This is a genomic window from Francisella philomiragia subsp. philomiragia ATCC 25015 (assembly GCF_000156715.1).
In the GTDB taxonomy this organism is placed as follows: Bacteria; Pseudomonadota; Gammaproteobacteria; order Francisellales; family Francisellaceae; genus Francisella; species Francisella philomiragia.
Window position 1 is genome coordinate 150,023 of the sequence record NZ_DS999312.1, and the last position, 14,474, is coordinate 164,496.

Genomic DNA, 14,474 nt, shown 5'->3' on the forward strand with positions numbered 1-14,474 from the left:
AAGATATGTCAAAATTTATAGTTATAGAAGGTCTTGATGGTGCTGGCAAAAGTACGGCTATTGGTTTTATTAAGAAATATTTAGATTCTAAATCTTTAGCAGCAGTATATACACGTGAACCAGGTGGTACTAAAGTGGCTGAAGAATTAAGAAGTATAGTTCTACATAATGATTATGATGAAGAGATTCATCCGGATAGTGAGCTACTGATGATTTATGCTGGAAGAATACAGCATTATAGAAATCTTATAGCCCCAGCTCTAACTAAGGGAGTTAATGTTGTATCAGATAGGTTCTATTGGTCTAGCATTGCTTATCAAGGAGGAGGGCGAGAACTTGGTTTTGATAAGTTAAATGTTCTTAATGAGACATTCTTAAAAGATTGTCAGCCTGATTTAATAATATATTTAGATATTGATCCTGCTATTGGATTGGCTAGAGCAGGTAAAGTAGGCTCTCCTGATAGAATTGAGAAAGCTGGTTTAGCATTCTTTGATAGAACAAGAGCTGTTTTCAAAAGCTTAGTAGCAGTAAATCATAATGCATATGAAATTGATGCTTCTCAGTCTATAGATGTTATCGAAAAAGAAATCTACGCCATCTTAGATAAATATTTTTAGTTTTAAATAAAAATATTTCTAGTAAAATCTCTGTTAGTTTTATTTATGTAAGAAAATATAAGTTATGAATGATATTTTAAAAGAAATTGCAAAAAGAAGAACTTTTGCAATTATTTCTCACCCAGATGCTGGTAAAACAACTATTACTGAAAAAATGCTTTTATTTGGAAATGCTATTAAAACAGCAGGAACAGTAAAAGCTAAAAAAAGTGGCGTTCATGCAACATCTGACTGGATGGAGATGGAAAAAGAAAGAGGGATTTCAATTACGACATCAGTCATGCAGTTTCCCTACAATGGTAAAGTTGTAAATTTACTTGATACACCAGGGCATGAGGATTTTTCGGAGGATACTTATCGTACATTAACGGCAGTAGATTCTGCTTTGATGGTTGTAGATGCTGTTAAAGGTGTAGAGGATCGAACAATCAAGCTTATGAATGTTTGTCGTCTTCGAGATACACCGATAGTAACATTTATGAATAAGTTTGACCGAGATACAAGAGATCCTTTGGAGCTTCTTGATGAGGTTGAAGATATTATGAAAATTAAGTGTGCGCCGATGAATTGGCCAATAGGTATGGGTAAATTTTTTAAAGGTGTATATGACTTATATAATGATGAAGTTACCCTTTTTGAAGGTGGACATGGTCATGAAATTCACCCTTACAAGAAAATTAAAGGTCTAGCTAATGCCAAAGATCAAATTGGTGCAGATCTGTTTGATGATTTAGAAATGGAAATAGATTTGGTTCGTGGTGCTAGTCATGAATTTGATCAAGAAGCTTTTTTAAAGGGAGAGTTAACACCGGTTTATTTTGGTACAGCATTGGCAAATTTTGGTGTGAAAGAGATGATGGATGGTTTTACAACTTATGCACCAGAACCTCAGCCACGTGAGACAAATGAAAGGCTTGTAAATACAGATGAGAATAAGTTAACAGGCTTTGTCTTTAAGATACAAGCGAATATGGATGATAAGCACCGTGATAGAATAGCCTTTTTTAGAATTTGTTCTGGAAAGTATGAGAAAGGCATGAAAATCTATCATGAGCGAACTGGTAAAATGATGCAGGTTTCGAAAGCTTTAACATTTATGGCCGGCGAACGTGAGCAAGTTGAAGAGGGTTATGCTGGAGATATTATTGGTTTGCATAACCATGGTAGTATACAGATAGGTGATAGTTTTACTCAAGGAGAGAAGCTTAAATTTAAAGGTATCCCAAACTTTGCGCCTGAAATTTTTAAGAGGGTTAAATTGAATGATCCTCTTAAGATGAAAGCCTTACAAAAAGGGTTGGTACAACTTTCCGAAGAGGGAGCGACGCAAGTCTTCAAACCAATGATTTCTAATGACTTAGTTCTAGGGGCGGTAGGTGTATTGCAGTTTGACGTGGTTGCACAGCGTCTTGCTTCTGAATATAACGTTAAGTGTTCTTATGAAGGTGTTAATGTTTCTTTAGCTCGCTGGATCTTTTGTGATGATGAGAAAAAGCTTAATGATTTTAAGAAAAAATATGAAGTTAATTTGTCATACGATGGTGCTGGGTATCTTACATATCTTGCTCCAACGGGAGTTAACTTGCATTTAGCTCAAGATAAAAATCCTGATATTATATTTAGTGCTACAAGAGAGCATTAGAATCATATACTTTTTAAGTAGAAAAAATGTGCTATAATTTTCAAGTATTTATTCATTATTTTATTAGGGTGCTAGATGTTTAAGGGTATCAATAGGGTTATTGCTGTTGGATGTGCATTAGCTATGGCAGTGCCAGTTTTTGCTATGGAAATATATACAGTCAAGTCAAATGACTATCTATATAAGATAGCCAAAAGTCATTCAATAAATGGTGTAAGTACTTCGGAATTAACAGATGCAATCAAGGGTATAAATAAATCAGAGATTCCAGGGATTGTCGATAATAGAATTAAAGTTGGTGATAAACTAGCGATTCCTACTACAAAAGGCGAAGTAGAGGACGGTCTAACATTAACAAGAAATCAGATGATTCAAGGCTCGTATAATCAACCTTCTTCTGTGTCAACTACGCCTAAGCTTGGTGATCAAACAATGGTTTCAAGCGATTCTGAGTCTGATAGTTCATCAGCTCCAAATGTATTAAGCGAAGATAAAATTCCGACTTTGATCTCTGGAGAAGAAAATACTCAGCAATCATATAAGAGTAATTTAGATAGCCAAATAAATCCAACAGATATTCAAGAAAATGAATCTTATGAGGAAAGTTCGTTCTCATTTTTAGGGTCTTTATTTAAATTTATAGTTTATGTTATAGTTTTAGCAGTAGTTATTATTGTTGGTAGAAGATTTTGGGAAACAAGAAGTACAAAAAAAGAGCAGGAGCTTGAAATCATATCAAGAAAGAAACGTGATCATCTGATGTCACGTATTTCTCCTGTTGTGTCAGGTAATGAATTTTATAGCTCTCGAAAATCTCATAATAGCCCTCAGGAAGAATTCGACTTTTTCAATAATTCTAACAAGGCTAGTTCTAGCGCTCAAACTGGAGTTAATCTAGAGGATTCTGAGAATAATAATCAAGATAATTTAGACATCAATGAAGGTGATGAGTTCGCTGAAATTGCAAATGATTTATACGCGGATAGGGATAATAATATTGTAGTTAAAACAGAACGGGGAGTTGTGTTTGAAACTAGTACTGATGAATCGCTTTTAAGTAATAGTGGTGATTCAGAAATTCAGGAAATAGACGCTAAACAACAAGCTGAGCAAGAGCTGCAATATGTAAATGAGCTTGTTGAGCAATTTTTGGATAGTGAAAAGTATGTTGAAGCAAGTATAACAATTCAAGATTCTTTAGAGAAGAACCCTAATAATATTGATTTACGTTATAAACTTTTAGAGGTTTATGCTCAAGCAGGCGACGAGATTGCTTTTGAAGGAGAAGTTCACTTTATCAAATCTAAAAATATTGTGAGTATGTTTGATCCTTTACACCAAAAAATAGCAAAGCTTAGAGATAAGTATTTTGAGTAGTCAAATTTTATAATAATTTTTCTAGAGTATAGTGATGTTTTTTAAAAAAAAGAAAGAAACTCAATCATCTTCTGAGATAGAAAGAGTTCAGGAACAAGATAATAAAAAAGGACTATTTTCAAGACTTCAGTCAGGTCTATCAAAGACAGCAAGTAAGTTTGGAAGCGGATTAAGCACCATTCTTATGGGTCAAAAGGTGGTCGATGATGAGCTTTTAGAAGATATCGAAATGCAACTTTTAACCTCTGATGTTGGTGTTGAAGCAACTGATGAAATTATTGAGTATTTACGTGGGAAAGTTGCGAGAAATGAACTTCAAACAGCAGATAAACTTAATGAAATAATACAAGATAAACTGACAGAAATTATTTTGCCGTGTCAGAAACCATTACAGATTAACCATGAAAATACTCCTTATGTAATACTTATTGTCGGTGTAAATGGTGTAGGTAAAACAACAACTATAGGTAAGCTTACCAAAAAACTACAGTCTGAAGGTAAATCAGTGATATTAGCAGCTGGAGATACTTTCCGTGCAGCAGCAGTTGAGCAGCTTCGAGAATGGGGCGATAGAAATAATACGCAAGTTGTCTATCAAAAAGAAGGAGCTGATAGCGCATCAGTTATTTATGATGCTATAAGCTCTGCAAAATCTAGAGGTATCGATGTAGTAATAGCAGATACTGCAGGACGATTGCATAATAAAGATAATCTGATGCAAGAACTAAAAAAAGTTGTTAAAGTAATCAAAAAAGTCGATGATTCTGCACCTCATGAAACAATGCTTGTTGTAGATGCTACAACTGGCGGTAATGCTCTTAGTCAAGCTGAGGCATTTAATGAGATTGTTAACCTAACAGGTATAACAATCACTAAACTTGATGGTACTGCAAAAGGCGGTATAGTTTTCTCAATAGCTAAGAAAATGGGATTACCGCTTAGATTTATCGGTGTTGGTGAGAAGATTGATGATCTCCAAGTATTTAATGCAAAAAATTTCACAAAAGCATTATTTAGCTCTAATTCACAACAGTAATAGGTTTAGTTATTGAAACTTCACATTAGTAGATATTTTTTGTTAAAATATTGTCTATCTAGTTATATAAAATATTGATTCTAATGTCTAATAAAGACTTTCTTTCAGGGTTAAATCCCCAACAAAAAAAAGCGACCTTGCTAGAGGATCGTAATTCTTTGATACTTGCTGGAGCCGGTAGTGGCAAAACAAAAGTTTTAACTTCTCGTATAGCATATCTCTGTCGTGATAAAGGAGTATCTGTAGAAAATATTCTGGCTGTAACATTTACAAACAAAGCCGCTAAAGAAATCCAGCATCGAGTTGAGAAAATGCTTGGTATTTCAACTTTTGGTATGTGGATAGGTACTTTTCACGGTATTGCTCATAGATTATTACGTAAGCATGCTCATGAGTTGGGCTTAGATAAGAACTTTAGGATTCTTGATCAAGATGAGCAAGCTCAATTAATCAAAAAAGTAATTAAGAGTTTGGATCTTGATGACAAAAAATATCCACCAAAATTATTGCAAAACTTTATTAATAAACAAAAAGATAAGGCTGTTCGTAGTAACAAATTAACAAAGCAGTATGATATTAATTATGCTCATATTTATACTGCTTATGAAGAGAGGTTGCTGTTAGATAATGCTTTAGATTTTGCCGACTTACTTTTGTATTTATATGAATTGTTTTCTCTTAATCAACAGCTTAGAGAATACTATCAGAGTTTATTCAAGTATATTTTGATAGACGAGTTTCAGGATACTAACCAAGTCCAATATATGTGGTTGAAGTTACTTGTTACAGATAATAACTACATGATGGCTGTTGGTGATGATGATCAGTCAATATATGGTTGGCGCGGAGCCGTTGTTGATAATATTCACAAATATGTCGCAGATCTAAATGATGTTGAAATCATAAAGTTAGAGCAAAATTATCGTTCAACGAAGAATATTCTTAAAGTAGCCAATTCTGTAATCAAAAATAATGATAATAGAATGTCAAAAGAACTATGGTCTGCTGCTGAAGATGGCGAAAAAGTTGAAGTATATTGTGCAGTTAATGAGCGGGATGAAGCGAAGTATATTATAGATAAAATTCGCCAATTACATGATGAAGGAGTCGATTACTCTGATATAGCAATTTTATATCGCTCAAACTATTTGTCGCGTGTCCTTGAGGAGAGTTGTATTTATGCAAGTATACCTTATAGGATTTATGGAGGTTTTCGTTTCTTTGATCGAGCTGAAGTTAAGGATGCCTTAGCATATTTAAGATTAGCTGTTACAAGTAATGACAACTTAGCATTTGAGAGAATTATTAACACACCAACACGAGGGATTGGCAATAAAACTTTAGATACAATTCGTAATTTCTCACAGATTAATAATGTGTCATATTGGCAAGCCACTATAGATATTATCCAGAAAGAAATTGTAACAAAAAGAACCGCGTCTCTTCTGTTAAAGTTTATAGAAATAATAAATGCTATCTCATCACAAATAAAAGACTTAAGTCTAGATAAGCTTCTTGAAACTGTAATCAATGAAAGTGGTTTGTTGGCATCATATCAAGAAAAAGATACTGAAAAAGATCGTCAAAAAATTGATAACTTAAAAGAGTTAATAAGTGCAGCTAAAGATTTTGAACCGCAGATAGAGTTACTTGATGATAATACTGATATACTACAAGATTTTTTGTCTTTTGCAGTGCTAGAAGCTGGTGAGATGCAGGCTGATGAAAATACAGATAGTGTTCAGCTAATGACAATACATGCGTCAAAAGGTTTAGAATTTCGCTATGTCTTCTTAGTAGCAGCAGAAGAAGGAGTATTTCCTCCTAGCTCGATTATTAATGCTGAAGAGGCATATACTAGTGCAGAATCTAAAAAAATCCAAGAAAAGCTAGCTGAAGAGAGACGTCTATTTTATGTTGCTGTTACAAGAGCTATGAAGGCTCTAACCATTAGCTATGCTCAAGTGCGTAATATCTTTGGTAGAAGCAGTTTCCAAGTCAAATCACGCTTTCTTATGGAGATAGACTCTGAACATATTAATGAGGGTAAACTAACTGTAGGATCTCAAAATAAACCAAAGTTAAAGCAAAAATCAAATTTTGGTGTATCTCCTTTTGACTTTCTTAAGTCAAATGATACAAAAGGTAATAAGTTCAAAAAGGGAGATAAGGTGTTCCATAAAGTCTTTGGTAAGGGGATTTTTGTCAAAGCACAATCTCAAGGTTCAAAAGAGTTTTATACTGTAGACTTTGGTGTAGATGTCGGTCAGAAGATTTTATTGGCGGATATTGCTAATCTTGTTAAGGTCTAAAAAATATACAATCCTAGTATGTATAATTATTGAGTTTTAAAAATTAATAGTTTAGATTGAAATAATTAACATTTTTTATATTAGGTTATGTTCAAGAAGACATTAATACTCTCATCTTTGATTAGTGTGCTTATATTAGCTAGTTGCTCGAATGATTCGGATAAAAATACTGATCCTTACGCTGGACAATTAACAAAGGATAATAATCAACTTGTTGTAAATATAGGCTCTGATATGCCATCAATTGATCCTCAGCAATCTTCTGATAATAGTTCAAGCAGAGTAATTGAGGATATCTTTGAAGGTTTGGTTGATTATAATCAGAAGTCAGAGGTTATTCCAACGGGAGCATCTAGTTGGAAGATATCTAAAGATGGTAAGACTTATATATTTTATCTAAGAAAAAATGCTAAGTGGACTAATGGTGATCCTGTGACAGCTGATGACTATGTCTACTCATACAGAAGATCTGTAACACCAGAGACTTTAACACGTGCTTATGCTTCATATTTTAACCCGATTGTAAATGCTGTAGCTATTCAGGCTGGCAAAAAGTCTCCAGAGACACTCGGAGTAAAAGCTCTAGATAAATATACCCTACAGATCAAACTTACAGAACCTAATCCAACATTTTTAGATTCTCTTACTATATATGCATTTTTCCCTGTCAACAAAAAGGCAATAGAAAAGTATGGTGACTCTTGGGCGGCAAAGCCTGATACAATCATAAGTAATGGTGCATATAAACTAACAAAATGGATACACAATGGTTATGCTTTGGCAGAGAAGTCTTCTAATTACTGGGATGCTAAAAATGTAAGGATTGATTCTGTAAAATATCTTATGATCAATGATGTTGCTAGTGATTTAGAGAATTACAAAGCCGGAGGAGAAAGTCTTACCTATAATACACTACCTGCTAATACAGCAGAGTGGTATAAAGAAAACTTTACAAATAATCAATTTCAGCCAGCACCGATGCTTTCGCAGGCTTACTTCATATTTAATATGAGAGATCCTAAGTTCCAAGATATTAGAGTACGTAAGGCTTTAAGTATGGTTATCGATAGAAAAGGTATCGCCGAAGGTGTTAAAAAAGGTTTGGTTATTCCTTCTTATTTGGTTATACCAGAGGCTATAGCTGGAGGTAGATACAAGGATCTAGCAAAAGATATTCCAGATTATGACTGGATAAATGAACCTATAGAGCAAAGAATAAAACAAGCAAGAGAACTTCTCAAAGAAGCTGGTTATTCAAAAAAACATCCACTTGAGTTTACTGTTAATTTCAATACTTCTGATGTTAACCGTTTAATGGCGCAAATTCTACAAGGCTCGTGGCAACAAGATTTTGGAGATTTGGTTAAAGTTAGTATCTTCAATGAAGATTGGAAAGTATATCTTGATAGCTTAAAAAATGGTAATTTTGATGTTGCTAGAATGGCTTGGATTGCAGATTTTAACCAGCCGAATACTTATACTGAAATGTATACATGTGATAGTGACAATAACCGTGGACACTATTGTGATAAAGAAGCTGATGAAATCTATAACAAGTCACTAACTACTAACTCTATGGATGATTTTTATAAGCTACAGAAAGAGTTGATAATCAAACAAACTGCAGGGTACCCAACTATACCATTGTTTACTCAGCCTGCTATACAGCTTGTACAACCGTATGTAAAAGGCTTTAAACCAAAAGAAAATGTCATGGGTAGATATAGAGCCAAGCAGCTTTCGATTAGGCAGTCAGAAGTATAAGTTTTCTAACAGGGTAGAAATATTATGATGAAATTTATTTTAAAAAGAATACTAGGAGCAATTCCAACAGTATTCTTTGTTATTACAATTACATTTTTGTTGGTGCATCTAACACCAGGAGATCCATTCTCTTCGGATAGGGCAATGAGTCAACAAGTTCTAGATAAACTACATCATCAGTATGGTATGGATTTACCTTTATGGCAACAGTATTTAAATTATCTGAAAAATTTAATATTTCATTTTGACTTTGGCTTATCATATAAAAATATTGGTGCGTCTGTTAATGAGCTGATATTTCCAGCAGATGGAGATAGTGGTTTTTGGTTATCTGTGAAATTTGGAACTATAGTTCTAATTGTGACTACTATATTTGGTTTAACTTTAGGTACTATTGCTGGACTAAAGCAAGATGGTATCTTGGATAGAATTGTAAGTATTTTTTCTGTTACTTTTATTGCTATACCAACAGTGATTACAGCTCCAGTTTTGGTGCTTATATTTGCCGTAGAGCTACATTGGTTGCCACCAGGTCAATGGGGTATGGATTTCAGGCACTTAGTGCTACCCGTTATAGCTTTGAGTTTGCCGTTTATTTGTATACTAGCTCAAATTCAGCGAAATAGTATTGTAGAAACGCTTAACTCTCCATTTATTCGTACAGCTTATGCGAAAGGACTATCAAAAACTAGAATAGTGTTAGTGCATGCTATCAAACCATCTTTGATGCCATCTATCTCATTTTTAGGTCCAGCTGCAGCAGGTATTTTGACGGGTACTATTATTATTGAGAAAGTATTTGCATTACCAGGCATGGGTACGCAGATGGTAAACGCAGCAACAAATAGAGATTATTCTATAGTGTTAGCTTTAACTATTATTTATAGTGTTTTAGTTGTAGTTTTTAATTTGATTGTAGATATTTTATATGGATTTATAGATCCTAAAGCGAGGGTCAAATAATGGCAAATAAAAAACAGAGCCTTTTTCAAGATGCGTTTATAAGATTCAAAAAAGACAAAGTGGCAGTATTTTCACTGTTTGTGATAGTGGCTATTCTAGTTGCATGCTTTGTTGTACCTTGGTTTTATCCAGATAATTATTTTTCTCATATAGATTTATATAGTACAACTCAGGCACCATCTTTTGAGCATTTCTTTGGCACTGATGCTATTGGTAGAGATGTGTTTGTTAGAGTACTTGTTGGAGGACAGATTTCTTTTGAGGTTGCGATAGTTGCTACTATTGTATCAGTCGTAATTGGTACATTATGGGGTGCTTTTGCAGGCTTCATTGGAGGTAAAATAGATGGCTTTATGATGAGAATTGTAGATGCTTTGTATGCGTTACCATTTTTATTTTTTGCAATATTGCTAGTCACATTATTTGGTAGAAACTTCATACTTATATTTGTTGCAATCGGTGTGGTATCTTGGCTTGATGTGGCTAGAGTTGTGCGTGGACAAACTATTGCACTTAGACATAAAGAGTTTGTCGAAGCGGCTAAAGTTAGTGGTCTTACTAACCGTAAGATTGTCACTAAGCATATTATCAGAAATCTCATTGGAATTATTATTGTATATATCACTTTGACAATTCCTACAGTACTTATGCTATCAGCTTTTTTAAGTTTCCTAGGGCTTGGTGTACAACCACCAATGACAGATTGGGGAGAGATGATAAGTGATGGAGCATCATATATAACTATGGGATATTGGTGGTTGTTAGTTTATCCAGCTGCATTTTTGACTATAACACTTCTAGCTCTAAATTTTGTTGGTAATGCAATGAGACAAGCACTAGATCCAAAGAGTAAGAGGTAGATAATGAAAGATTTAGCACTTCAGATTAAAGATTTAAATGTCGGATTTAAGACTGATGATGGCATATTTTCTGCTGTCAGAGATATCAGCTTTGATCTTAAAAAAGGCCATACTCTTGGAATAGTTGGAGAATCTGGTTCTGGTAAGAGTCAAACGGTATTGTCACTTATGGGATTACTGGCAGGTAATGCTGTTGTATCAGGACAAGCTTTGTTTCATGACCAAAATCTTATAAATATGCCAACCAAGAATTTAAATAAAATTCGTGGTGATAAAATATCAATGATCTTTCAGGATCCAATGACTTCTTTAAATCCGTACTTAACTATTCACAAGCAGCTTTTAGAGCCTTTAACAATACATAAAGGTATGTCTCATAAAGATGCGACTAAAAAAGTTTTAGAAATGTTGGATGCGGTGCAAATACCAGATGCGAAGAATAGACTTAAACTATATCCACATGAGTTTTCTGGAGGTATGCGTCAGAGGGTCGTAATTGCCATGGCACTACTTTGCTCACCTGAAATACTAATTGCTGATGAGCCTACTACAGCTCTAGACGTTACAGTTCAAGGTCAGATTTTACAGTTATTATCAGATTTACAAAAAGAGTTTCATATGTCTATGTTATTTATCACTCATGATTTGGGTGTGGTAGCTGAGATTTGTCATGATGTAATGGTTATGTATTGTGGCAATATTATGGAGCAGGGCACAGTAGATAGTATCTTTGCAAATGCACAGCACCCGTATACAAAAGGTCTGTTAAATACAATGCCTAGTATTACAAGGGATGTTGATATATTGCAGACTATTCCTGGTGAAACACCAAATATTTATAATATGCCAAAAGGTTGTCCATTTGTTACAAGGTGTGATGTTGCTATAGATATATGTAGAGATACTAAGCCGGAATTGACTTCATATGTAGATCAGCGTACAGCTTGTCATCTTGTTAAGGAGTATAAATAGATGAATGTTCTAGAAGTCAAAAATCTAACCGTAGAATTTCCTATAAAAAAATCAATCACAGGTAAAGTTACTCAAAAAGTTACCGCTGTAAAGGATGTCAGTTTCAATGTTAAAGAAGGCGAGATTATCGGTATAGTTGGAGAGTCTGGATGTGGTAAGTCATCACTTCTAAGAGCCTTGATTGGGCTTAATGAGATTACTACTGGAGAGGTTGTTTGGAAAGGTGAGCACCCTCTACACAAGTACAAATCACATAAGCAATGGTTAAGTGTGAGAAGAGATATTCAGATGATTTTTCAAGATCCTTTTGCTTGTCTTAATCCAAGAATGGTGGTTAGAAATATTATTGCAGAGCCTTTGATTAATTTTAATAAGAATTTGAGTAAAAAAGAAGTTGATGAAAAAGTTCTTAAAATGATGAAAAAAGTTGGTTTGAATGAATCGCAGATGTATCGTTATCCACACGAGTTTTCTGGAGGACAGTGCCAAAGGATAGGTATTGCGAGAGCATTAATTTGTGAACCAAAGCTACTTGTTTGTGATGAACCAGTTAGCGCATTAGATGTATCAATACAGGCACAAGTTGTAAATCTTTTAAAAGAACTACAAAAAGACTTTAAGCTTACGATATTATTTGTTGCACACGACTTGAGTATAGTCAAACATATTTCTGATAGATTGTTTGTGATGTATCTTGGTAGTTTAGTTGAGGTATCTCCTAAACAAAATATTTACAGAAATCCTGTGCATCCGTATACAAAAATCCTTCTGAATGCTATTCCTATCGCAGATCCAAAATTAGCTAGACAACGAACTGTTGAGATAGAAAAAGCAGAGCTTCCATCTCCTCTTAATCCACCTAAAGGTTGTGCATTTCATACAAGATGTAAGATAGCTACAGATATCTGTAAGAAAGAGCGTCCAAATTTAAGATCAGTTAAGGATGATGTTTATGTGGCTTGTCATAATATCTAAACTCTAAGAGTTGTTTCTGATTTTTTTGACCATATTTATCATGATAATAAATGCTAAAGCTAGCACAATACCAAAAGCAATCGTTATACTTGTATTTGCATTTATGTTAAAGTGATCACCGCTATCAATAGCTAGTCCAGCACTAAGTTGTCCTATCTCTATTACTAACGTTATAAGCATGTTCGTGATAGCAATTCCAACCGCAGCGAAACTTGGCGGACATATTTTATTAAAGTAGTACCATACTAGAACTTGTGATGCTGAAAAAGTTCCAAATAAGAATGCTATACTAATTGCATAATTCTTGAATAATTGTGCGTTAATTAGGATAGATACTAATAAAATCCCAGCTATTGAAATAGTTATAATTTTTTTACCGCTAAATTTATTACATAGATGTGTCATTATGGGAGAGAAGATAATCCATCCAACAAAAATGGCGGTTATCATAGTTGTTGAATATATGCTATCAAAACCATAAGACTGTTTGAAATATAGTACTCCATATTGCGATGTTAAAATCACTGTAGGCGTATATAGTAGTCCTGCCCACATTGCATTTTTCCAGATCAAACTATTTTTTATTAGTTGCTTACCTCTTTTTAGTATTTCACTAAATTTGGGCATAAGAGCAGAAGAATATTTTTCATCCGGAATTATAAGCTGAAAAAATATAGCCAACGGTAAAGCTATTACACCAGAGTAGATAAAAATATTTATCCAAGAAGTGTCATAGTGAGAGATAATTACACTTATGTTTTGAGAAAATGCTGCTGCAAGAGTACCTAAAGATATAACAAGACTTGTGATAATTGGGAAGTACTTTGACTCAAAATTCTCTAAGGTAAGTTTTAGAACACCTATAAATGCAAATGAAGACCCCAGCCCAACTAGCAGTCTACCGAATAATGCTAACTCATATCCTCCTGAGACAAAAATAATATTACCAATCCCACAAAGAATCGTAGCACCAATTAGTACTTTTTTACTACCATACCTATCAAGTAATATTCCTGCGGGTATTTGCATCAGTAGATATGTAATATTATAGCTAGACACTAAGAAAGAAAATCCAATATGAGTTGAGATATTGAAGTGCTCAACTATTTGTTCTTGATACGCACCTGTAAGTATTCTCAAGAAAAATTCATAGCAATAAAAACTTATTCCGACTATTAGTACCAATGATAATTTGAGTTTTTGCATTGAAATTAGATTTAAAAAATTATAATTTCAATTTATCTTTTTGCTATATAAATGTCTAATTAACTTTTTTTAACATACTCTAATTTGATCGCTGTTATGATAATATTAAATTTTTAAGAAGGAGGTTGTTATCTATGAAAGTTAGGATAGTTTTCACTCTATTGTTCTTAAGTTTTTTTATGGGTTATTCTGATAACATGCTTAATCCAAAAACAGGTAAGTATTACATAACAGCAAATGATGCTTTTTATCGACCAAGTACTGAGCGCGGTAATGAGGTGATAGATAGAGATAATGCTTCAGAGTTTCTTTCGAGTGTCTCAGATAATGCTATCGAACTTACTGATAGTCTTGTTTTTGATGCATATACTAGCTCTACTAATTTGGTAGCTCAGGGATCTATGGGAGATCTTAAAGATACTAAGTTCTATACACAAGAAACCAAGCTTGTTAAAAAAATGTGGGATGATAAGTTTGAGCTTTATGGTGGTACAGTGTTAGGAGCTAATCCTTATCAATTAAATAATGTTAACTCAGCTTATGATACAGGATCTAGAATAGCTGCTTTTGCAAGTAGCCGGACCGGAGCTAAATATAATGTATCAGATAATTTTGGATTACTTTTAGAGGGTCAATATAATCTAACAGGTGAAATGGCTAGTAATACGGATATGTTTACAGGGTTTGATGGTGCTCAGTATAGAGGCTCAAAAATGTTAAAGACCGGTTTTGAGTGGAATTTTTAAG

General features: G+C 33.9%; 12 protein-coding genes. 11 read left to right on the forward strand and 1 reads right to left on the reverse strand.

Annotation, left to right across the window (positions count from 1 at the left end):
- Nucleotides 1–5: 5 nt before the first annotated feature.
- The 10 genes from tmk (at nt 6) to FTPG_RS03460 (ending at nt 12,521) form a co-directional block, all read left to right on the forward strand.
- Nucleotides 6–620 carry a dTMP kinase gene (gene tmk / locus FTPG_RS03415; RefSeq protein ID WP_004287033.1) on the forward strand — a complete coding sequence of 205 codons (615 nt, stop codon included), beginning with the start codon at nt 6–8 and terminating at the stop codon, nt 618–620.
- Between the two features lie 64 nt (nt 621–684).
- Entirely contained in the window at nt 685–2,262 is a 1,578-nt protein-coding gene (locus tag FTPG_RS03420; RefSeq protein ID WP_004287034.1) for a peptide chain release factor 3, read from the forward strand.
- A gap of 75 nt (nt 2,263–2,337) precedes the next feature.
- Nucleotides 2,338–3,639, forward strand: coding sequence for a LysM peptidoglycan-binding domain-containing protein (locus tag FTPG_RS03425; RefSeq protein WP_004287035.1), 1,302 nt, complete (start codon nt 2,338–2,340; stop codon nt 3,637–3,639).
- 34 nt (nt 3,640–3,673) lie between these two features.
- A complete protein-coding gene (gene ftsY, locus FTPG_RS03430) occupies nt 3,674–4,675 on the forward strand; it encodes a signal recognition particle-docking protein FtsY (protein WP_035722257.1) in 1,002 nt (333 codons plus the stop codon).
- An 83-nt stretch (nt 4,676–4,758) separates the two neighbouring features.
- Nucleotides 4,759–6,987, forward strand: a complete 2,229-nt coding sequence (locus FTPG_RS03435) for a UvrD-helicase domain-containing protein (protein WP_004287037.1) — start codon at nt 4,759–4,761, stop codon at nt 6,985–6,987.
- Nucleotides 6,988–7,074: 87 nt separating this feature from the next.
- Nucleotides 7,075–8,751: a peptide ABC transporter substrate-binding protein gene (locus FTPG_RS03440; protein ID WP_004287038.1), complete on the forward strand. Its 1,677-nt coding sequence runs from the start codon at nt 7,075–7,077 to the stop codon at nt 8,749–8,751.
- Between the two features lie 24 nt (nt 8,752–8,775).
- Complete coding sequence (locus tag FTPG_RS03445; protein ID WP_004287039.1) at nt 8,776–9,714, forward strand: ABC transporter permease; 939 nt, start codon at nt 8,776–8,778, stop codon at nt 9,712–9,714.
- On the forward strand, nt 9,714–10,574 hold the full coding sequence (locus FTPG_RS03450; RefSeq protein ID WP_004287040.1) for an ABC transporter permease: 861 nt from the start codon (nt 9,714–9,716) through the stop codon (nt 10,572–10,574). Before FTPG_RS03445 ends, FTPG_RS03450 begins: the two co-directional genes overlap by 1 nt.
- A gap of 3 nt (nt 10,575–10,577) precedes the next feature.
- Nucleotides 10,578–11,546 carry an ABC transporter ATP-binding protein gene (locus FTPG_RS03455; RefSeq protein ID WP_004287041.1) on the forward strand — a complete coding sequence of 323 codons (969 nt, stop codon included), beginning with the start codon at nt 10,578–10,580 and terminating at the stop codon, nt 11,544–11,546.
- Complete coding sequence (locus tag FTPG_RS03460; protein WP_004287042.1) at nt 11,547–12,521, forward strand: ABC transporter ATP-binding protein; 975 nt, start codon at nt 11,547–11,549, stop codon at nt 12,519–12,521. It abuts the gene before it with no gap.
- Nucleotides 12,522–12,524: 3 nt separating this feature from the next.
- Here the strand turns inward: FTPG_RS03460 and FTPG_RS03465 are convergent, their stop codons facing one another.
- Entirely contained in the window at nt 12,525–13,727 is a 1,203-nt protein-coding gene (locus FTPG_RS03465) for an MFS transporter (protein WP_004287043.1), read from the reverse strand.
- Between the two features lie 134 nt (nt 13,728–13,861).
- Between FTPG_RS03465 and FTPG_RS03470 the strand changes: the two genes are divergently transcribed.
- Complete coding sequence (locus FTPG_RS03470) at nt 13,862–14,473, forward strand: hypothetical protein (protein WP_004287044.1); 612 nt, start codon at nt 13,862–13,864, stop codon at nt 14,471–14,473.
- Nucleotide 14,474 lies beyond the last annotated feature (1 nt).

Coding starts and splice junctions, on each gene's coding strand:
- tmk (WP_004287033.1), top strand. CDS start 6: ATGTCAAAATTTATAGTTATAGAAGGTCTTGATGGTGCTGGCAAAAGT.
- FTPG_RS03455 (WP_004287041.1), top strand. CDS start 10,578: ATGAAAGATTTAGCACTTCAGATTAAAGATTTAAATGTCGGATTTAAG.
- FTPG_RS03460 (WP_004287042.1), top strand. CDS start 11,547: ATGAATGTTCTAGAAGTCAAAAATCTAACCGTAGAATTTCCTATAAAA.
- FTPG_RS03425 (WP_004287035.1), top strand. CDS start 2,338: ATGTTTAAGGGTATCAATAGGGTTATTGCTGTTGGATGTGCATTAGCT.
- FTPG_RS03440 (WP_004287038.1), top strand. CDS start 7,075: ATGTTCAAGAAGACATTAATACTCTCATCTTTGATTAGTGTGCTTATA.
- FTPG_RS03450 (WP_004287040.1), top strand. CDS start 9,714: ATGGCAAATAAAAAACAGAGCCTTTTTCAAGATGCGTTTATAAGATTC.
- FTPG_RS03445 (WP_004287039.1), top strand. CDS start 8,776: ATGATGAAATTTATTTTAAAAAGAATACTAGGAGCAATTCCAACAGTA.
- FTPG_RS03470 (WP_004287044.1), top strand. CDS start 13,862: ATGAAAGTTAGGATAGTTTTCACTCTATTGTTCTTAAGTTTTTTTATG.
- FTPG_RS03435 (WP_004287037.1), top strand. CDS start 4,759: ATGTCTAATAAAGACTTTCTTTCAGGGTTAAATCCCCAACAAAAAAAA.
- FTPG_RS03420 (WP_004287034.1), top strand. CDS start 685: ATGAATGATATTTTAAAAGAAATTGCAAAAAGAAGAACTTTTGCAATT.
- ftsY (WP_035722257.1), top strand. CDS start 3,674: ATGTTTTTTAAAAAAAAGAAAGAAACTCAATCATCTTCTGAGATAGAA.
- FTPG_RS03465 (WP_004287043.1), bottom strand. CDS start 13,727: ATGCAAAAACTCAAATTATCATTGGTACTAATAGTCGGAATAAGTTTT.